Here is a 19,229-nt window from a genome sequence, read left to right on the forward strand (position 1 = left end):
CCACGGTGCTGCCCGACGGGCGGCCCCACCTGGTCGCGATGTGGTACGCCGTGCTCGACGGCGAGATCTGGTTCGAGCCGGGAGTCAACTGCCGGGAAGTGTCATGACGACCCAACCGCAGTCCGCCGTCTCCGTCGCGCCACCACTTCCCAACCGGCGCAACGCCGAACTGCTCCTGCTGGGTTTCGCCACCGTCATCACCACTCTTGCGCTCCTGCTCGTCGAGGCGAACCAGGAGCAGGGTCTGCACTGGGACCTCGCGAGCTACACCGTGGCGTACATGGCGCTCTTCAGCGGTGCGCACCTGGCGATACGACGTTTCGCCCCGTACGCCGACCCTCTGCTGCTACCGGTCGTCGCGCTGCTGAACGGCTTGGGGCTGGTGATGATTCACCGTCTCGACCTCGCCGCCGGCGAACTGTCCCAGGACGGCCTGGGCGGTACGGCGAACCAGCAGATGCTGTGGACCCTGCTGGGTGTCGTCGGGTTCTCGCTCATCGTGATCTTTCTCCGCGACCACCGGCTGCTGGCCCGCTACGGCTACGTCTGCGGGTTCACCGGCCTGGTGCTGCTCGCCATCCCCGCCGTGCTGCCGCGCGCGTTGTCCGAACAGAACGGTGCCAAGATCTGGATTCGCTTGCCGGGCTTCTCGATTCAGCCCGCCGAGTTCTCCAAGATTTTGCTGCTGATCTTTTTCGCCGCGGTCCTGGTGTCCAAGCGCAGCGTCTTCACCAGTGCCGGCAAACACGTCCTGGGCATGGACCTGCCCCGCCCCCGTGACCTCGCGCCACTGCTGGCCGCATGGATCGCCTCGGTCGGCGTGATGATCTTCGAGAAGGACCTCGGCACCTCGCTGCTGCTGTACGCGTCGTTTCTGGTGTTGGTGTACGCGGCGACCGACCGACTCAGCTGGGTGGTCATCGGGCTGGCCTTGTTCGCCGCGGGAAGCGTTGCGGCGTATCACATGTTCGACCATGTGCAGGTGCGGGTGCAGACGTGGCTCGACCCGTTCGCCGATCCCGACGGCGCGGGTTATCAGATGGTGCAGTCGTTGTTCAGCTTCGCCACCGGAGGGATCTTCGGCACCGGCCTGGGCAACGGTCAGCCCGGTACGGTGCCCGCCGCGTCGACGGACTTCATCATCGCGGCCGTCGGTGAGGAACTCGGTCTGGTGGGGCTGGCCGCGGTGCTGATGCTCTACACGATCGTGATCATCCGCGGCCTGCGCACCGCGATCGCCGTGCGGGACAGCTTCGGAAAGCTCCTCGCCGCGGGCCTGGCCTCGACGCTGGCGCTGCAGCTGTTCATCGTCGTCGGCGGGGTCACCAAGCTCATTCCGCTGACCGGGCTGACCACACCGTGGATGTCCTACGGCGGCTCCTCGCTGCTGGCGAACTACGCCCTGCTGGCGATCCTGGTGCGAATCTCGCACGCCGCGCGGCGTCCGATCATCGCCGGCCCCCAGACACCCACGCCGATCGCGGCGGCCAGCACCGAGGTGATCGAGAAAGTATGAACACCTCGCTGCGCCGCATCGCCGTCACGGTCATGGCCCTGATCGTGCTGTTGTTGGGCAATGCCACGCTGACGCAGGTGTTGACGGCCGACGGGCTGCGCTCGGATCCCCGCAACCAGCGGGTGCTGCTCGACGAGTACTCCCGCCAGCGCGGGCAGATCTCCGCGGGCGGCCAACTGCTGGCGTACTCGGTGTCCACCAACGGCCGATTCCGCTTCCTGCGGGTGTATCCCAATCCGCTGGCCTACGCCCCGGTCACCGGCTTCTACTCGCTGCAGTATTCGAGCAGCGGCTTGGAACGTGCGGAGGACTCCATCCTCAACGGCTCCGACGAGCGGCTGTTCGGCCGCAGGCTCGCCGACTTCTTCACCGGCCGCGACCCGCGCGGCGGCAACGTCGACACCACGATCAGGCCGCAGGTCCAGCAGGCGGCCTGGGACGCGATGGAAGAGGGCTGCGACGGTCCGTGCAAGGGTTCGGTGGTGGCCATCGAGCCGTCGACCGGCAAGATCCTGGCAATGGTGTCGTCGCCGTCCTACGACCCCAACCTGTTGGCCACCCACGACATGGCCGCCCAGACCGAGGCTTGGCAGCGGCTGCGCGACGACCCCGAGTCGCCGCTGCTGAACCGGGCGATCTCCGAGACCTACCCCCCGGGGTCGACGTTCAAGGTGATCACCACCGCGGCGGCGCTGCAGCGCGGTGCGACGGTGAACACGCAGCTCACCGCGGCACCGCGAATTCCGTTGCCGGACAGCACCGCAACGCTGGAGAACTTCGGCGGCTCGGCCTGCGGCGGCGGCCCCACCACGTCGCTGCAGGAGGCGTTCGCCCGGTCCTGCAACACCGCGTTCGTCGAGTTGGGGATCGACACCGGCGCCGACGCGCTGCGTTCGGCCGCGCGCGGGTTCGGGCTCGACGCATCGGCCCCGGCGATCCCACTGCAGGTGGTCGAGTCCCGCGTCGGTCCCATCCCCGACGCCGCCGCGCTGGGCATGTCGAGCATCGGGCAGAAGGACGTCGCGCTGACCCCCTTGCAGAACGCCCAGATCGCCGCGGCCATCGCCAACAAAGGGGTGGCGATGAAGCCGTACCTGGTCGATAACCTGAAGGGACCGGACCTCTCGAACATCGCCACGACGGCCCCGCAGGAAGAGCGCCGGGCGGTGTCGGAGCAGGTCGCCGATACACTAACGGACTTGATGGTCGCCGCCGAGCAGGTGACTCAGCAGAAGGGAGCCATCGCCGGCGTGCAGATCGCATCCAAGACCGGCACAGCGGAGCACGGTACCGATCCACGCAACACCCCTCCGCATGCCTGGTACATCGCCTTCGCCCCGGCCCAGGCCCCCAAGGTGGCGGTCGCGGTCCTGGTCGAGAACGGCGGTAACCGGCTGTCGGCAACCGGCGGCGCGTTGGCCGCTCCGATCGGGCGGGCCACCATCGCCGCGGCCCTGCGGGAGGGCTCATGACAGCCCCCCAGCACGCGGTCCGCACAGCATGTGACCAGGGGGCCGTATGACGGCTCGCGTAGGAGTGACGCTGTCGGGGCGCTACCGGTTGCAGCGGCTGATCGCCACCGGCGGCATGGGACAGGTCTGGGAGGCCGTGGACTCCCGACTGGGCCGCCGGGTCGCGGTCAAGGTGCTCAAGGCGGAGTACTCCACCGACCCCGAGTTCGTCGAGCGGTTCCGCGCCGAGGCGCGCACCGTCGCCATGCTCAACCACCCCGGCATCGCCAGCGTGTACGACTACGGCGAGACCGACATGGACGGCGAGGGGCGCACCGCCTACCTGGTGATGGAGCTCGTCAACGGTGAACCGCTGAACTCGGTGCTGAAACGCACCGGCAGGCTGTCGCTGCGCCATGCCCTCGACATGCTCGAGCAGACGGGCCGCGCCCTGCAGGTCGCCCACAGTGCGGGGCTGGTGCACCGCGACGTGAAGCCGGGCAACATCCTCATCACGCCGACGGGCCAGGTCAAGCTCACCGACTTCGGCATCGCCAAGGCCGTCGACGCCGCGCCGGTGACGCAGACCGGCATGGTGATGGGCACCGCCCAGTACATCGCCCCCGAGCAGGCCCTCGGGCACGACGCCACCGCCGCCAGCGATGTCTACGCGCTGGGAGTCGTTGGCTACGAATCGGTTTCGGGCAAGCGGCCGTTCACCGGTGACGGTGCGCTGACGGTGGCGATGAAGCACATCAAGGAGACGCCGCCGCCGCTGCCCGCCGACCTTCCACCCAACGTGCGCGAGCTGATCGAGATCACGTTGGTCAAGAACCCCGGCATGCGATACCGCTCCGGCGGGGCGTTCGCCGACGCGGTGGCCGCGGTGCGCTCCGGTCGGCGCCCGCCGCGGCCGAACGCCGCGCCCTCGATCGGTCGGGCCGCGCCCACCGCTGTGCCGTCGGCCACCCAGGCCCGCGCCGCCGCCGACATGACCGGCCGCGCCCCGGCCACCGCCGCCCGCCCACGCTCGGCGACCGGCAGCCATCGGCCTCCCCCGCCGCGGCGGACGTTCTCCTCGGGCCAGCGCGCGCTGTTGTGGGCCGCCGGCGTGCTGGGAGCGCTGGCGATCATCATCGCGATCCTGATCGTGCTCAACGCCCAGGACCGCCAGGACCGCCAGACCCCACCGCCCACGATCACCAACACGATCACCGAGACCACCCCGTTCGAGTCACCCGCGGCGCTTCCCGACGGGGCCGTCGAAGAAAGCGGTGGCGGTCGTGAGGGACAATCAGGGGTAACCACACCGCAGGCGATGGCGTCACCGGCAATGCCGCCGGTATTGCCGTCAGCCCCGGCACAGGAGCCCTACCAGTGGCGTTCGGCTCCAGAACAGACATTGCAATGACGACCCCGCAACACCTGTCCGACCGCTATGAGCTCGGCGAAATCCTCGGCTTCGGGGGTATGTCCGAGGTCCACCTCGCGCGCGACGTACGGCTGCACCGCGACGTCGCGATCAAGGTGCTGCGCGCCGACCTCGCCCGCGACCCGAGTTTCTATCTGAGGTTCCGCCGCGAGGCCCAGAACGCCGCGGCCCTCAACCACCCGGCGATCGTCGCGGTCTACGACACCGGCGAGGCCGAGACCCCGCAAGGCCCGCTGCCCTACATCGTGATGGAGTACGTCGACGGCGTGACGCTGCGCGACATCGTCCACAACGACGGCCCCATGGAGCCGCGGCGGGCCATCGAGGTGATCGCCGACGCCTGCCAGGCGCTGAACTTCAGCCACCAGCACGGCATCATCCACCGCGACGTCAAACCGGCCAACATCATGATCAGCAAGACCGGTGCGGTGAAGGTGATGGACTTCGGCATCGCCCGGGCACTGGCCGACGCCAACAGCGTCACCCAGACCGCGGCGGTGATCGGCACCGCGCAGTACCTCTCGCCCGAACAGGCCCGCGGCGAGAAGGTCGACGCCCGTTCCGACGTCTACTCGCTGGGCTGCGTGCTCTACGAAATCCTCACCGGCGAGCCACCTTTCATCGGTGACTCACCGGTGGCGGTGGCCTACCAGCACGTCCGTGAGGATCCGGTACCGCCGTCGCAGCGCAATCCCGCGATCGGCCCCGAACTGGACGCGGTGGTGCTCAAGTCGTTGGCCAAAAACCCCGACAACCGGTATCAGACCGCCGCCGAGATGCGCGCCGATCTGGTCCGGGTGCACAGCGGGGAGCAGCCGGAGGCGCCCAAGGTGTTCACCGACGCCGAACGCAGCTCGCTGCTGTCGGCGCCGACGGGCCACGAGCGCACCGAGCCGATCGACCCGATGCCACCGGTGCCGGCCCCCGACGACTCCGACCGCGACCGCCGCGGCTCGGTCGCCCGGTGGCTGGCAGCGGTCGCGGTGCTGGCTGTTCTCACGGTCGTGGTCACCGTCGCGATCAACATGTTCGGCGGAACCACCCGCAACGTCGAAGTTCCCGACGTCAGCGGTCAGCCGTCGGCGGACGCGATCGCCGAACTGCAGAACCGCGGATTCAAGACCCGGACCCAGCAGCGGCCCGACTCGACGGTCCCCCCCGACCACGTCATCAGCACCGACCCCAGCGCCGACACGTCGGTCGGAGCGGGCGAGGAGATCACCCTCAACGTCTCCACCGGCCCGGAGCAGCGCGAGATCCCCGACGTCAGGAACCTGACCTACACCCAGGCGACGGAACGGTTGAAAGAGGCCGGCTTCGAGAGGTTCAAATCGTCATCCTCACCGTCGACACCCGAGCTGAAGGACAAGGTGCTCGGCACAAATCCCCCGGCCAATCAGACGTCCGCGATCACCAACGAGATCACCGTCATCGTCGGTTCCGGTCCCCAGAGCCGTCCCGTACCGAACGTCGAGAACCAGCCGGAGGCGCCGGCGCGCGAGATCCTGACCGCTGCCGGGTTCACCAATGTGGTGTCGGTCCAGGTCGACAGCCCCGAACCCTGCGGACAGGTCATCGGCACGCTGCCTGCGGCCGGACAGGACTCCGCGGTCGACTCCCCCATCCAGCTGCAGCTGTCGGCGTGCAACCAGTTCGTGATGCCCGACCTGCGGGGCATGTTCTGGGTGGACGCGGAGCCGCGGCTGCGCGCGTTGGGCTGGACGGGTTTCCTGGACAAGGGCGCCGACGTGCAGAACAGCGGTCAGCGCACCAATGCGGTGGTGACTCAGAACCCGGCGCCCGGCAGCGGGGTCAACTTCGGGGACACGGTCACGCTGAACTTCGCGTCGTAGCCGCTTGTCGGCCGGCGGCGATGGCGCCGGCGACCTCGTCCTCCAATTGCCGTACCAGGGACTCGGCGGGCGCGGCGCCGCAGTAGCCGAGCCAGTTCGCCAGCATCCGGTGCCCACCCTCGGTCAGGATCGACTCGGGGTGGAATTGCACGCCGTGGATCGGCAGCCCGACGTGGCGCACCGCCATGATGACGCCCCCCTCGGTGCGTGCGGTCACCTCGAGTTCGTCGGGCACCGTTTCGGGCAGGATGGTCAGCGAGTGGTACCTGGTGGCGGTGAAGGGATTCGGAAGTCCTTGCATCACACCGGAATCGGTGTGGTGGACGACGCTGGTCTTACCGTGCAGCAGTTCGGGTGCGCGGTCCACGGTGCCCCCGAACGCGACCCCGATCGCCTGGTGCCCGAGGCACACGCCCAGAAGCGGGGTTCCGGCCGCCGCGCACGCCTTGACGAGCGGGATCGAGGCGCCGGCCCGCTCGGGCGTACCCGGGCCGGGGGACAGCAGCACACCGTCGAAATCAGCGGCAGCCTTGGCGATATCGGCGTCGGTGGCCAGCCGGTCGTCGTCGTTGCGCCATACCTGCGCCTGGACCCCGAGCTGACCGAGGTACTGCACGAGGTTGAACACGAAGCTGTCGTAGTTGTCGACGACCAAGACCTGCATCAGCCCAGGTTACTGGGTGCCCGCTCGGCCTACCGGGTCGTGGCGGGTGCGACGTGCCACACCGGGCGGGGCCGGGATCAATATCCGATCGGGCCCGCGGGCTTGGCGAACTGCATGCGCAGCGGCTCCTTGTGGCCGATTAGTTCGACCGACGCCCGGGGCTCTTCCGAATAGCCCAGGCCGAACCGCACCACGTACTGGCGATAGAGGGTGACCAGGGGAGCGGCCGCCAACGCCGCCTGCATCGCGCGCGCATCACCGATCGCGGTGATGACATAGGGCGGGCTGTACGTGCGCCCGTTGAGCAGCAGGGTGTTGCCGACGCACCTGGGCGCGGAGGTGCCGATGATGCGTTGGTCCTGCATCTGGATGCCCTCGGCCCCGGCGCTCCACAACGCGTTGAGGACGGCGTCGATGTCCTGCTGGTGCACCACGAGGTCGTCGGGCGTGGCGTCGCGGGGGAAGCGGCCCTCGGCGTCGCGTTGCGCGTCGTTGAGCGTGACGACCAGGCCGGGTCCGCGCAGTGGCTCCAGGCCCGCCTCGGCGGCCAGCCGCGCCGAGCGCGCGGTGATCGCGGTCAGGGCCGCATCCGCACCCGGACTGCCCCCGTGATGGCTGTCGACGGACGACACCAACGCGTCGCGTTCTGCGCTGAGCCGGTCCACGGACTGTTGAGTCTCGCGGACCAGGTCGACAAGGCGCGGGGCGTCGCTGCGGCGGATCTCGTCACCACCGGAGACACCGTGGGTGGCGGCAAGCAACAGGCCGGCGAGCAGACAGACCACCGGCACCCCGTACCGCCACGCCGACGACCACCGGCCGACCGTTTTGGGCGTCGGCTTTCGATGATGCGACCGCTGCAACTGGCTTCCCTGAATCTGAAGTGCCGGGCCTGGGTTAGGCTCGTACATACATCGTCGCATTCAGTTGTCCCGAAGGTACCCATGCCCAAGTCCAAGGTCCGCAAGAAGAACGACTTCGCCACGAACCCGGTGAGCCGGACGCCCGTCAAGGTCAAAGCCGGGCCGTCGAGCACCTGGTTCGTCGTGCTGTTCGTCAGCTTGATGCTGATCGGCCTGGTCTGGCTGCTGGTCTTCCAGTTGGCGTCCTCGGCCATCCCGTTCCTCGCGGAGCTCGGGCCGTGGAACTACGCGATCGCCTTTGCCTTCATGATCACCGGGCTGTTGCTCACCATGCGGTGGCGCTGAGATTGCCCGTCTTGAATTGAATTCATCCCTGTCGCTTCGCGTTACCGTCCCAGCAACCATCCGGTAACCGGATCACACGGATGTGATTCATCCCCATTGGGGATAGCACTTGTGGATAACCGCATACATCCCGGTGGAAGGGTGTGTAGAACTCGTGCAGCAAACTCAATGGAGCCCAGCTACCGGTGGCATCGCGGCGTGTGCCGTAGGCGGAATTATCTTGGCTGCGGTCGCTGTGAGCCTGATCACAGACCCGCCGGGGCGCCTTCTCGGCGGTGTTGCCGGGGTGAGTTTGCTCGTGTTCGCAATCTTCTCGTGGCGCGCGCGGCCGAAGCTGGCAATCAAAAATGACGCCCTCGTCAGTCGCGGGTGGTTCGGCACGAAGGTTTTGCCGCGCACCGAGATCAAACTGATCCGGATCACTGAGTTCCGGCGGTTGGCCCGCAAAGTCCGGCTTCTTGAGATCGACACCAACAGCGGGGACCTGATCGTATTCACCCGGTGGGATCTGGGCACCGACCCGTTGCACGTGCTCGACGCGCTGACCCAGGCCGGCTACGCCGGCCCGGGTTCCTCCTGAGCGCTTACGTTGCCGGTGCCGAGACTGCGGTTACTGATGCGTACGGCGCGAACTTCATCAGAAACCGTCGTCTCGGTGCTCGGCAACCCTTTGGCGGTCGCGCGTCAGGCGATCGTGATCGAGTCGACGACCACCGGGTCGGTCGGCCGGTCACTGCGGTCGGTCGCAGTGGTCGCGATCGCGTCGACGACCTTCTGAGACTCGGGGTCGACGACCTCGCCGAAGATCGTGTGCTTGCGATTCAGATGCGGGGTCTTGGTGACCGTGATGAAGAACTGCGACCCGTTGGTGCCCGGGCCGGCGTTGGCCATCGCCAGCAGGTAGGGCCGGTCGAACTGCAACTCGGGGTGGAATTCGTCTTCGAACTTGTAACCCGGTCCGCCGCGACCCGTACCGGTCGGGTCGCCGCCCTGGATCATGAAGCCGTCGATGACGCGGTGAAAGACCACGCCGTCGTAGAAGGGGCCGGACGTGCCTCCCGAGGCGTTCTCACCGCTGTAGTCCTTGGTGCCCTGCGCCAGGCCGACGAAGTTGGCAACGGTCTTGGGCGCATGGTTTCCGAAGAGTGCGATCTTGATGTCGCCGCGGTTCGTGTGCAGTGTCGCGGTCGCTGTCTGAATGGGGCTCGTCACGGGTTGCCAGTGTGCCACGCCGCGTTCGACGCCCTTCCGGCACCGTTGGGTTCGGGTAAATGGCAGGCTGTTGTGGTCGCACCCCCGGCCGCGAGAAAGGCACCCCCATGAGCACCAGGACCGAGATCCGGTTGACCCCCGGCCAGCGCTTGAGCCGCGGCCTGAAGTACACGGCGGTCGGGCCGGTCGATGTCACGCGCGGCGCAGTGGGCCTCGGGGTCAACGGTGCGCAGTCGTCGGCGGCGTGGGTGGGGGAGCGATATCGCCGCGGCCGCATCAAGGCTCAGCTGAGCGAGGATCTGGCCGCCGCGCAGGAGGCGATCGCGCAGGAGCTGGCCGCGGCGCAGGAAGTCGTGTCCCAGGTTTTGCAGGGAGCGGCCCCGACGCGTGCGGCGAAGGCCCGGCAGCGCAGGCGCCGGCTGGTGTTGGCGGCGGCCGGTGTCGTCGTGGTGGCCGGGGGAGCGGTGGCGTTCTCTATCGTGCGCAGGTCGACACAGCCGGAGCCGTCGCCGCTGCCGCCGAGTGTGGAAGTGACGCCGAAACCCTGAGCGCTGTCACCGCTGCAGTTTGACGAGCCCCTCCCGGGTCACGTGCGTGCCGTCGCTAGACCGGCCAATCCGGGTTGCACTAAAAGTTCCGGAACGGAGGGCACTGGGAAAGCTGCATGGCCGTGCGCACCGTCAGTACTCGAGCGCCGCCAGAACCTCATCACATTGGAAGATTCGGTCATATCTGCCAGTTGTGCGCTGCCTGAGAATCCCCCGTTCAACCAACTTCGAGATGGCGGTGTTGGCCGCCTGATACGAGACGCCGTATAACTTCGCCGCCAGCGAGGCGGTGATCATCGGATAGCCGATCAGGTCGTCGGCAATTCGAAGCGAGACGCCCTTGGAACCCTGCAACGTCATCTGAAAGCTCTCCCTAAGAGCGAGGAGTTTGTCGACGCGTGCGATCACTTCGAGCGCCTCGGCGTGAATGGCCGCTGAGATGAAGCAGATCCAGGGATCCCACTCACCGGTTTGAGATACGCGAAGCAGACCGTCCTGATACTCGGTTCTGTTCTGCTCAAGCCAGGGGGAGATGTTCAAGACCGGGTAGCGGAGATCTCCCGAAGCCATCAACTGAAGCGCCATCACCAGCCGCCCTAATCGGCCGTTGCCATCGTGGAAGGGGTGCAACGTCTCAAACTGGTAGTGCGCGGCGGCAACACGAATGATCGTCGGTATCGGACTTCTGGCGTCCCGGATCCAGGCTTGCCAAGCATCGAGCCCATCCAGGAGCCGATGGTCGGCGGGCGGCGGGACAAACCGCGCCGAAGTGACCCGACGATTGCCCACGCCGATGAACACCTGGGTTGTGCGTACGCTCCCGGCGTGCGGCCCATCACTCGCCGTGCCGCGCAACAACTCTTGCTGCAAATCTTCCAGCATGCGTATTGATATGGGTTGGCCTCGGGCCACCAGTTCGTAGGCACGCTCTGCGGCGGTCACGTAATTGCGGACTTCACTCACCGAGGCGGTTATCTCGTCAGCGTCTAGGAAGTCTGCTTCGAAAACATCGGATAGGGCCGCGTAGGTGCCCTCGAGCGCCGACGTGCTGACAGCTTCTCGACGTGTGGCTGGACGCGCGAGTAATGCGGGGTTCGGCAGGAGCGACGCCGCCTGGTCAGCGCGCGCCATCGCTGCAGTGGCATCGACAACCGCGTTGTACGTCGCCGCCTCGAGCTGTAGTTCAACGGGGAGCGGATCAGGTACGAACGCGACGCAGTCGTAATCTTCTTTGAACCGTGGGTCGTAGCCCGATATGTGAACGAGTTGTCCTATCGGGCTGGCACGCAGCTTTTCTACATCCATCACAGGTCCCACCTGTCGCAGTGCCACAACCTTGAAAACCAGGTCTGTAATTTCAAGGTTAACGGCTTAACCTTGAAAAGTGACACGCGAATGTGTGCGCCGGTGTTGGCACGCAGACAGCGTCGGAAGAAACTCGATCCACCGCCTCAGGCGGTTCAACTTGTGGAGCCTAGGAGAATCGAACTCCTGACATCTACCTTGCAAAGGTAGCGCTCTACCAACTGAGCTAAGGCCCCTGGTTTGCAGGCGGCGCATCGGGCGCCGCGTGCCACACCTCGATGCCGTGGCGCGAGCGCCAGACCGCGACGGTGGCTGCCGCGGCGATCGCCGTGACGATCAGCAGCACCCGTCTCATGGTGTGAACCTTTCCGTGGGGCTAGGAGGACTCGAACCTCCGACCTCTTCGTTATCAGCGAAGCGCTCTAACCGCCTGAGCTATAGCCCCGTTACCGCCGGGATGGCCGAGCGACGAGATTACCGCAATCGTGGGCTCGCGCCCAAACCGCGGTCTACGCCTCAATCCCCGTCGGCGAACCGACAATCGATCCGTCGGCGAGCCGACGATCAATCCCGGTCGGCGAGCGTGACTTCCACCCCGCCGACCAAGTCCGTGGTCAGGTTGTAGATGAAGGCGCCGATGGTCGCCATCGCGGTCAGCAGCACGATGTTGACCAACCCGATCAGCGTCGCACCGCCGAAGATGGTTCCGCTGGACACCAATTCACCGCCGGAACCCCCGCCGGCGCTGGTGAGCAGGTCGCCGACGTTGGTGTTGAGCTTGCTCCACACGCCCATGCCGCCGAGCACGAGGTACAGGAATGCGACGGCGATCATCCACACGAAGAACAGCGCGACCGACAGCACCGCCGACACCTTGAGCGTGCTCCAGGGGTCGATCCGGCGGATCTGCATGCTGGCCCGCACCGGGCCCTTGTGCCGGGTGCCGACCTGGACGCGCGCCCCGGACGCGGGCCGGCTTCCGGGCTCCGGGTGCGGACGGTCGGCGGGCTTGCGCTGCTGGGCCGGGCGCGGCATCGGCCCGGACAGGTCCGGTAACTCGCTGGCGTACGCCTCGGGGCGCGGTTGCTCGGGCCGCTCGCTGCGCGCCGGCACCTCCTCGGTGGGCGTCCCAGCGCCGACGATGAACCGATTCGGCCGGGCGCCGGCCGCGGGCGAGTTGTTCGGAGTACCGCGCTGGTCCTCGACCGCCCGCTCGGGGGGATGGCCGTCCTCACCGGGGCCCTCGCCGCGCGGCCCGGGTGCTGGAGCCCGCCTCGGCGGCTCCGGGGGGCGCTGGCCCGGGTGCGGGGTCCGCGCCGCGGGGCCGCGCTGCCATGGCGGCACCTCGGCGCGGTCCGGGACCTCGGATCGGGCGCCGGGGGCGTCCTGGTTGGTCGCGGAGCCGTTGGCGCCGCCTGGACCGTCGCCCCCGCGGGGGTGTCCCGGCTCGTTCGGTGAACTCACCTACGGCTCCTCACTGGTCCCGTCCCCGGATCAGGCACCGGGGTCGGTGTTGACCTCGTCGGTGCTGTCGCCTTCCTCCGCGTTGCGTGCGATGGCTATCAGTGTCGTGCCCTCACCCAGGTTCATCAACCGAACACCCTTGGTTTGCCGCCCGGCCTTGCGAACCTGGAGAGCCGCCGTCCGGATGACGCCCCCACCGGAGGTGATGGCGTACAACTCTGTGTCGTCATCGACGATCAACGCTCCCACAAGATTGCCACGGCGCTTGTCGAATTGGATCGTCAGGACCCCTTTACCGCCGCGTCCCTGTACCGGGTACTCGTCGATCGCGGTGCGCTTGGCGTATCCGCCGGACGTGGCGACCAGCAGATACGTATCCGGTCGCACGACGTTGAGCGACAACAGCTCGTCGTCGGTGTTGAACCGCATGCCCTGCACGCCGGAGGTCGCACGACCCATCGGCCGCAGCGCCTCATCGGTTGCCGAGAACCGGATCGACTGCCCCTTGGCCGAGACCAGCAGCAGGTCGTCGTCGGCCGAACACAAGACCGCGCCGACGAGCTCGTCGCCGTCGCGCAGGTTCACCGCGACGATGCCGCCGGAGCGGTTGGAGTCGAAGTCGACCAGCCGCGACTTCTTCACCAGCCCCTTGCGGGTGGCCAACACGAGGTACGGCGCATCCTCGTAGGTCTTGAGCTGGATGACCTGTGCGATCCGTTCTTCCGGCTGGAACGCCAGCAGGTTCGCCACATGCTGGCCCCGCGCGGTGCGCGACGCCTCGGGCAGTTCGTATGCCTTGGCGCGGTAGACCCGACCCTGGGTGGTGAAGAACAGGATCCAGTCGTGCGTCGAGCAGACGAAGAAGTGGTTGACGATGTCGTCCTGTTTGAGCCCGGCGCCCTGCACGCCCTTACCACCGCGCTTCTGGCTGCGGTACAGGTCGGTCTTGGTGCGCTTGGCGTAACCGGTCTCGGTGATGGTGACGACGACGTCCTCGCGAGCGATGAGGTCCTCGTCGGCGACCTCCCCGTCGGCGGCCACGATCCTGGTGCGCCGGTCGTCGCCGTACTTGTCGACGATCTCTTTGAGTTCATCGCGAACGATCGCGCGCTGCCGTTCGGGCTTGGCCAGGATGTCCTCGAGGTCGGCGATCTCGGCCTCGATCTTGGCCAGGTCGTCGACGATGCGCTGGCGTTCCAGGGCGGCCAGGCGGCGCAGCTGCATGTCCAGGATCGCCTGGGCCTGGATGTCGTCGATGTCGAGCAGCTCGATCAGGCCCTGGCGCGCCACGTCGACGGTCTCCGACGCCCGGATCAACGCGATCACCTCGTCGAGTGCGTCGAGCGCCTTGACCAGACCGCGCAGGATGTGGGCCCGCTCGTTGGCCTTGCGCAACCGGTACCGGGTGCGACGCACGATCACGTCGAGTTGGTGGTTGACGTAGTGGCGGATCAGCTGGTCGAGGCGCAGCGTGCGCGGAACACCGTCGACGATGGCCAGCATGTTGGCCCCGAAGCTGGTCTGCAGCTGGGTGTGCTTGTAGAGGTTGTTGAGCACCACCTTGGCCACCGCATCGCGCTTGATCTCGATGACGATGCGCAGCCCGACCCGGTCGCTGGACTGGTCCTCGATGTTGGAGATGCCGGCCAGCTTGCCGTCGCGGACCTGCTCGGCGACCGAGGTGATGAAGTTGTCGTGGTTCACCTGATACGGCAGCTCGGTGATGACGATGCCGGTGCGGCCGCGGCTGTCCTCTTCGATCTCCACCACACCACGCATGCGCACCGACCCGCGGCCGGTGGTGTACATGTCGGAGATGCCCTGGGATCCGACGATCAGGCCGGAGGTGGGAAAGTCCGGGCCTTTGACGCGTTCGGTGACGGCGGCCAGCGTGGCCTCCTCGTCGGCCTCGAAATTCTCCAGGCACCAGTACACCGCGTCGGCCAGCTCACGCAGGTTGTGCGGCGGAATGTTGGTGGCCATACCGACGGCGATACCGCCCGAACCGTTGGCCAACAGGTTGGGGAACCGGCTCGGCAGGACGGTGGGTTCCTGCACCCGCCCGTCGTAGTTCGGAATGAAATCGACTGTCTCCTCGTCGATTTCGCGCAGCATCTCCATCGCCAGCGGAGTGAGCCGCGCCTCCGTGTACCTCATGGCGGCCGGCGGGTCGTTGCCCGGCGAACCGAAGTTGCCCTGCCCGTCGACCAGCGGGTAGCGCAGCGACCACGGCTGGGCCATACGCACGAGGGTGTCGTAGATCGAGGCGTCACCGTGCGGGTGGTAGTTACCCATCGTCTCGGCTACGGAGCGTGCGGATTTCGCGTGGCTGCGGTCCGGGCGGAAACCGGAGTCGAACATCGCGTAGAGCACACGGCGGTGCACGGGCTTGAGCCCGTCGCGCACCTCGGGCAGCGCGCGCCCGACGATCACGCTCATCGCGTAGTCGATGTAGCTGCGCTGCATCTCCTGCTGGATGTCGACCGGCTCGATGCGGTCGCCTGCTTCGTCACCGGGGGGCAACGTCGTATCAGTCATCAATCAGCCTTTAGTATCGGGTTGAATTTGCGCGGGCAACATCGCCGCTAAACATCAAGGAAGCGAACGTCTTTGGCGTTGCGGGTGATGAAGCTGCGGCGGGCTTCGACGTCTTCGCCCATCAGGATGGAAAACAGTTCGTCGGCGGCCGCGGCGTCGTCGAGGGTGACCTGGCGCAGCACCCGCACCGAGGGGTCCATGGTGGTCTCCCACAGCTCCTTGGCATCCATCTCGCCCAGACCCTTGTAGCGCTGGATACCGTCGTCGGTGTTGATCTTCTTGCCCGCCTTGCGCCCCGCTTCGAGCAGCCCGTCGCGTTCGCGGTCGGAGTAGGCGAACTCCGGTTCGCTGCGCTGCCACTTGAGCTTGTAGAGCGGGGGTTGGGCCAAAAACACGTGGCCGTTTTCGATGAGCGGCTTCATGAACCGGAACAGCAGCGTCAGCAGCAGGGTGGAGATGTGCTGGCCGTCGACGTCGGCATCGGCCATCAGCACGATCTTGTGGTAGCGCAGTTTGGAGATGTCGAATTCGTCGTGGATGCCGGTGCCCAGCGCGGTGATGATGGCCTGGACCTCGGTGTTCTTGAGCACCCGGTCGATACGGGCCTTTTCGACGTTGATGATCTTGCCGCGCAGCGGCAGGATCGCCTGAAACATCGAGTCGCGTCCGCTCTTGGCCGAGCCGCCGGCCGAATCACCCTCGACCACATACAGTTCGGATTTGCGGGGGTCGGTGGAGCGGCAGTCGGCCAGCTTGCCGGGCAGACCGCCGATGTCGGTGGCGCTCTTGCGCCGCACCAACTCCCGCGCCTTACGCGCGGCGATCCGGGCCTGCGCCGACGAAACCGCTTTGTTGACAACGGTCTTGGCCTCGGCGGGGTTGGCGTCGAACCAGTGCGTCAGCTCCTCGTTGCAGATCTTCTGCACGAACGACTTGACCTCGGTGTTGCCGAGTTTCGTCTTGGTCTGGCCTTCGAACTGCGGTTCGGCGACCTTCACCGAGATCACCGCGGCCAGCCCCTCGCGGATGTCGTCACCGGTGAGGTTGGGGTCCTTGTCCTTGAGGAGCTTCTTGTCCTTGGCGTACTTGTTGACCACCGACGTCAGCGCGGCGCGGAATCCTTCCTCGTGGGTACCGCCCTCGTGGGTGTTGATGGTGTTGGCGAAGGTGTGCACCGACTCGGAGTAGCCGGCGTTCCACTGCATCGCGATCTCGACCTCGTGACCGGGACCCTTGCCGTCGAAGTCGATGATGCTCTGCTGGATCGCCGTCTTCGTCCGGTTGATGTGCTTGACGAAATCCACCAGACCGCCGGGGTAATGGAACACCCGGTGCTTGACCTTGTGCGCACCCTTGTCCTCGGCCGCCTTCTCGTCGGCGGTCTTCGGCGCCTCGGCGGTATCGCTGACCACCTCGTCGACGACCTCTTCGGCGGTCACCCGCTCGTCGGTGAGCTCGATGGTCAAGCCCTTGTTCAGGAACGCCTGCTCCTGCAAGCGCCGGGCGACGGTCTCGAAGTCGTATTCGGTGGTCTCGAAGATGTCCGGATCGGCCCAGAACCGCACCGTCGTCCCGGTCTCCTTGGTCTTGCCGCCCTGCTTGAGCTCGCCGGGCACCGAGCGGTCGTAGTACTGGAACCACTCGTAACCGTCACGCAGGATCGTCACCTCGACCCGCGAGGACAGCGCGTTGACCACCGAGACACCGACGCCGTGCAGACCGCCCGACACCGCATATCCGCTGTTCTCGCCACCGAATTTGCCGCCGGCGTGCAGCTGGGTCATGACCACGTCCACGGTCGGGATACCCGCCTGCTTGTGCTTCTCGACGGGGATGCCGCGCCCGTCGTCGGTCACGCTGACGCTGCCGTCGCCGAGGATCTTCACGTCCACCCGGGTGGCGTAGCCGGCCATCGCCTCGTCGATCGCGTTGTCGACGACCTCCCAGATCAGGTGATGCAGACCACGCTCGCCGGTGGACCCGATATACATGCCCGGACGTTTGCGGACGGCTTCGAGACCCTCGAGAATGGTGATTGCATCGGCGCCGTACTCCTTGGGAGCACTCTTCTTCTGGGCAGCCACGTTGGACGGGTCTCCTTGGTCTCTTGCCGGGGACGGCTGGCGAGGCGGTTAACCACCGCCTGCGGATCTGCTTCCATCCTACCGGCAGAGCTTGACAGCACCGACTCTGAGGCGGCGTTTCTGCACACCTATTTGGGCCGCCTGTGGAATTTCTCGATCTCGGGTGCCTGAAGACGCTTGAGAACTAGGATTGCGGCGTTCTCGCGCCTTTGAGGCAACTGCCGTCCGGCCGCTATCCGTACGTGTCGCGGGGGCCTCGGCCCGCGATGTGATAGCGGCCCTTGCGCCACGACGGCGCGACCGGTCCGACGATCTTCAGCGATCTGACAACGCCGTCGCCCACCGCGTCCGCGATCTTGGCCAACACCTGCGCCTGCACCATCCGCAACTGCGTGGCCCATGCCGTGGACTCCGCCGAGATGGTCAACACACCCTCGTTGAGGGAGGTCGGCGTCGCGTGTGCGGCGATACCCTCACCGACGACGCCGGGCCAGCGGCCGAACACCGCGCCCTCGGCGACGCGTCCGGACCATCCGCGGCTGCGGGCCAGTTCGCTTGCGGCGGGGCCGAACGGCTGCGGATCGCGGGAGTCCGGGCCGGGACCCGACCAGCGCCGACGCGCATTACCGGCGATCTTTCGAGGCGCCGCACCGCGGCCGCGACCGACCTCCTTACCCTGGCTGCGCGCCGCACCGCGCGCCTCCTCGAGCGTGCGCCGGACCAGATCCATCCCGCGCAGATGCGCCAGGTGTTCGGGCGGTCCCGCTGCATCGTCGGGCGAGGTCATGGCTCCACCACCGAGATTCGTCCGAGATCCTCGTCGCGCATCGTCACTCCAATCCTGCGCGCGTCCCAATCGGCTGGGACGTCCTCAGGTACGGCGGCGGTGACCAAGACCTGCTCGGCCGAGGCCGCCACCGCGGCCAGCGCCTGCCTGCGCGCCTTGTCCAGCTCGGCGAACACATCATCGAGCAACAACACCGGATCGCCCCCTTCCGCACGCAGTAGTTCATAGGCGGCCAGCCGCAACGACAACGCCATCGACCACGATTCCCCATGGCTGGCAAAGCCTTTCGCGACCTGATCGCCCAACCGCAGTTCGAGGTCGTCGCGGTGGGGCCCCACCAGGCACACCCCGCGTTCCAGTTCGGAATCGCGCCGGCGCGCCAAGGCGTCCAGCAGGGCCGCCTCGAACATCTCGGCATCGGCGGTGCCCGCCGCCGCCTCTGCCTCGACCACCTCCACGCCGCTGCGGTAGCGGATCGCCGCAGGCCGCGACGACGGTGCCAGCAGCTGGTATGCCTTCTCCACCTCCGGTGCCAGCTGGTTCACGAGATCCACCCGTGCGGCAATGAGCTTGGCTCCCGTCTCGGCGAGGTGGCCGTCCCACACGTCGAGGGTGTCGAAAACACCTCGATCACCGCGGAATCGAGCACCGGAGGCCGTCTTGAGCAGCGCGGTCCGCTGGCGCAGCACCTTGTCGTAATCCGCGCGGATCGCGGCGACCTGCGGGCGCCGGGTGGTGGCGAGTTCGTCGAGAAAGCGGCGCCGCTCACCGGGATCGCCACGCACCAGGGCCAGGTCCTCCGGGGCGAACAGCACGGCCCGCAGCACGCCGAGAATCTCGCGAGCGGAGCGCACGGGGGAGCGGTTGATGCGGGCCTTGTTGGCCCGCCCGGCCGTGATCTCCAGATCCACCGCCAGTTCCCGGCCTTCGTTGACGACGATGGTCGACACCACCGCACGTCCGGCGCCGGTCCGGATCAGCGGTGCGTCCGTGGCGACCCGATGCGATCCGAGGGTCGACGAATACCAGAGTGCCTCAACGATATTCGTCTTACCGAAGCCGTTCGGCCCGACGAACACGGTCCGGCCGGGCTCGAGATCCAATTCGACGCTCGGCCACGATCGGAAGTCGGTCAACGCCAGGCGGCGGACGTACACGACGCGACCG

Annotated in this window: 17 protein-coding genes, 2 tRNA genes and 1 pseudogene; 8 read left to right on the plus strand and 12 right to left on the minus strand. The window is 67.1% G+C overall.

Annotated features, from left to right (window positions below; translation table 11 throughout):
• The 5 genes and pseudogenes from AU072_RS28650 to pknB form a co-directional block, all read left to right on the plus strand.
• Positions 1–77: pseudogene (locus tag AU072_RS28650) on the plus strand (PPOX class F420-dependent oxidoreductase); the annotation flags it as partial.
• A 26-nt stretch (positions 78–103) separates the two neighbouring features.
• Positions 104–1,516: a peptidoglycan glycosyltransferase RodA gene (locus tag AU072_RS19225; protein WP_064415283.1), complete on the plus strand. Its 1,413-nt coding sequence runs from the start codon at positions 104–106 to the stop codon at positions 1,514–1,516.
• Positions 1,513–2,988, plus strand: coding sequence for a D,D-transpeptidase PbpA (gene pbpA, locus AU072_RS19230; RefSeq protein ID WP_064415284.1), 1,476 nt, complete (start codon positions 1,513–1,515; stop codon positions 2,986–2,988). The genes AU072_RS19225 and pbpA overlap by 4 nt, the downstream gene beginning before the upstream one ends.
• A gap of 46 nt (positions 2,989–3,034) precedes the next feature.
• A complete protein-coding gene (locus AU072_RS19235) occupies positions 3,035–4,378 on the plus strand; it encodes a protein kinase domain-containing protein (RefSeq protein WP_064415285.1) in 1,344 nt (447 codons plus the stop codon).
• On the plus strand, positions 4,375–6,252 hold the full coding sequence (gene pknB, locus AU072_RS19240; protein WP_064415286.1) for a Stk1 family PASTA domain-containing Ser/Thr kinase: 1,878 nt from the start codon (positions 4,375–4,377) through the stop codon (positions 6,250–6,252). The genes AU072_RS19235 and pknB overlap by 4 nt, the downstream gene beginning before the upstream one ends.
• On the opposite strand, the gene AU072_RS19245 is transcribed toward pknB, so the two are convergent.
• Complete coding sequence (locus AU072_RS19245) at positions 6,230–6,916, minus strand: aminodeoxychorismate/anthranilate synthase component II (protein WP_064415287.1); 687 nt, start codon at positions 6,914–6,916, stop codon at positions 6,230–6,232. The two genes, pknB and AU072_RS19245, sit on opposite strands and share 23 nt — an antisense overlap.
• A gap of 77 nt (positions 6,917–6,993) precedes the next feature.
• Positions 6,994–7,779 carry a DUF881 domain-containing protein gene (locus AU072_RS19250; protein ID WP_407937614.1) on the minus strand — a complete coding sequence of 262 codons (786 nt, stop codon included), beginning with the start codon at positions 7,777–7,779 and terminating at the stop codon, positions 6,994–6,996.
• 81 nt (positions 7,780–7,860) lie between these two features.
• Here AU072_RS19250 and crgA point away from each other — a divergent pair, with 81 nt between their 5' ends.
• A complete protein-coding gene (crgA, locus tag AU072_RS19255) occupies positions 7,861–8,124 on the plus strand; it encodes a cell division protein CrgA (RefSeq protein ID WP_064415289.1) in 264 nt (87 codons plus the stop codon).
• A 154-nt stretch (positions 8,125–8,278) separates the two neighbouring features.
• The gene (locus tag AU072_RS19260) at positions 8,279–8,704 is read left to right on the plus strand and encodes a PH domain-containing protein (RefSeq protein ID WP_064415290.1); all 426 of its coding nucleotides are present in this window, start codon (positions 8,279–8,281) and stop codon (positions 8,702–8,704) included.
• A gap of 104 nt (positions 8,705–8,808) precedes the next feature.
• Here AU072_RS19260 and AU072_RS19265 read toward each other — a convergent pair whose 3' ends face one another.
• Positions 8,809–9,336 carry a peptidylprolyl isomerase gene (locus tag AU072_RS19265; RefSeq protein WP_064401181.1) on the minus strand — a complete coding sequence of 176 codons (528 nt, stop codon included), beginning with the start codon at positions 9,334–9,336 and terminating at the stop codon, positions 8,809–8,811.
• Between the two features lie 107 nt (positions 9,337–9,443).
• On the opposite strand from AU072_RS19265, the gene cwsA reads away from it, so the two are divergent.
• On the plus strand, positions 9,444–9,884 hold the full coding sequence (cwsA, locus tag AU072_RS19270) for a cell wall synthesis protein CwsA (protein WP_064415291.1): 441 nt from the start codon (positions 9,444–9,446) through the stop codon (positions 9,882–9,884).
• A 132-nt stretch (positions 9,885–10,016) separates the two neighbouring features.
• Here the strand turns inward: cwsA and AU072_RS19275 are convergent, their stop codons facing one another.
• From AU072_RS19275 to recF, 9 genes are all read right to left on the minus strand, one after another.
• A complete protein-coding gene (locus AU072_RS19275) occupies positions 10,017–11,189 on the minus strand; it encodes a Fic family protein (protein ID WP_064415292.1) in 1,173 nt (390 codons plus the stop codon).
• Between the two features lie 163 nt (positions 11,190–11,352).
• A tRNA-Ala gene (locus tag AU072_RS19280) sits at positions 11,353–11,425 on the minus strand.
• On the minus strand, positions 11,416–11,544 hold the full coding sequence (locus tag AU072_RS28810) for a hypothetical protein (protein WP_263987679.1): 129 nt from the start codon (positions 11,542–11,544) through the stop codon (positions 11,416–11,418). Before AU072_RS28810 ends, AU072_RS19280 begins: the two co-directional genes overlap by 10 nt.
• A 16-nt stretch (positions 11,545–11,560) precedes the next feature.
• Positions 11,561–11,634: transfer RNA gene (locus tag AU072_RS19285), tRNA-Ile, on the minus strand.
• A 119-nt stretch (positions 11,635–11,753) separates the two neighbouring features.
• Complete coding sequence (locus tag AU072_RS19290; RefSeq protein ID WP_064415293.1) at positions 11,754–12,653, minus strand: DUF3566 domain-containing protein; 900 nt, start codon at positions 12,651–12,653, stop codon at positions 11,754–11,756.
• A 30-nt stretch (positions 12,654–12,683) separates the two neighbouring features.
• Positions 12,684–15,191, minus strand: a complete 2,508-nt coding sequence (gyrA, locus tag AU072_RS19295; protein WP_064415294.1) for a DNA gyrase subunit A — start codon at positions 15,189–15,191, stop codon at positions 12,684–12,686.
• Positions 15,192–15,238: 47 nt separating this feature from the next.
• Positions 15,239–17,275 (minus strand): DNA topoisomerase (ATP-hydrolyzing) subunit B, encoded by a 2,037-nt coding sequence (gene gyrB / locus AU072_RS19300; protein WP_064415295.1) that lies wholly within the window; start codon positions 17,273–17,275, stop codon positions 15,239–15,241.
• A gap of 232 nt (positions 17,276–17,507) precedes the next feature.
• Positions 17,508–18,062, minus strand: coding sequence for a DUF721 family protein (locus AU072_RS19305; RefSeq protein WP_064415296.1), 555 nt, complete (start codon positions 18,060–18,062; stop codon positions 17,508–17,510).
• The gene (recF, locus tag AU072_RS19310; RefSeq protein WP_064415297.1) at positions 18,059–19,219 is read right to left on the minus strand and encodes a DNA replication/repair protein RecF; all 1,161 of its coding nucleotides are present in this window, start codon (positions 19,217–19,219) and stop codon (positions 18,059–18,061) included. The genes AU072_RS19305 and recF overlap by 4 nt, the downstream gene beginning before the upstream one ends.
• Between the last annotated feature and the right edge of the window lie 10 nt (positions 19,220–19,229).

The sequence above is a fragment of the Mycolicibacterium novocastrense genome (assembly GCF_001499835.1).
Lineage (GTDB): Bacteria > Actinomycetota > Actinomycetes > Mycobacteriales > Mycobacteriaceae > Mycobacterium > Mycobacterium novocastrense.

Coding starts and splice junctions, on each gene's coding strand:
- AU072_RS19225 (WP_064415283.1), top strand. CDS start 104: ATGACGACCCAACCGCAGTCCGCCGTCTCCGTCGCGCCACCACTTCCC.
- pbpA (WP_064415284.1), top strand. CDS start 1,513: ATGAACACCTCGCTGCGCCGCATCGCCGTCACGGTCATGGCCCTGATC.
- AU072_RS19235 (WP_064415285.1), top strand. CDS start 3,035: ATGACGGCTCGCGTAGGAGTGACGCTGTCGGGGCGCTACCGGTTGCAG.
- pknB (WP_064415286.1), top strand. CDS start 4,375: ATGACGACCCCGCAACACCTGTCCGACCGCTATGAGCTCGGCGAAATC.
- AU072_RS19245 (WP_064415287.1), bottom strand. CDS start 6,916: ATGCAGGTCTTGGTCGTCGACAACTACGACAGCTTCGTGTTCAACCTC.
- crgA (WP_064415289.1), top strand. CDS start 7,861: ATGCCCAAGTCCAAGGTCCGCAAGAAGAACGACTTCGCCACGAACCCG.
- cwsA (WP_064415291.1), top strand. CDS start 9,444: ATGAGCACCAGGACCGAGATCCGGTTGACCCCCGGCCAGCGCTTGAGC.
- AU072_RS19275 (WP_064415292.1), bottom strand. CDS start 11,189: ATGGATGTAGAAAAGCTGCGTGCCAGCCCGATAGGACAACTCGTTCAC.
- AU072_RS28810 (WP_263987679.1), bottom strand. CDS start 11,544: ATGAGACGGGTGCTGCTGATCGTCACGGCGATCGCCGCGGCAGCCACC.
- gyrA (WP_064415294.1), bottom strand. CDS start 15,191: ATGACTGATACGACGTTGCCCCCCGGTGACGAAGCAGGCGACCGCATC.
- AU072_RS19305 (WP_064415296.1), bottom strand. CDS start 18,062: ATGACCTCGCCCGACGATGCAGCGGGACCGCCCGAACACCTGGCGCAT.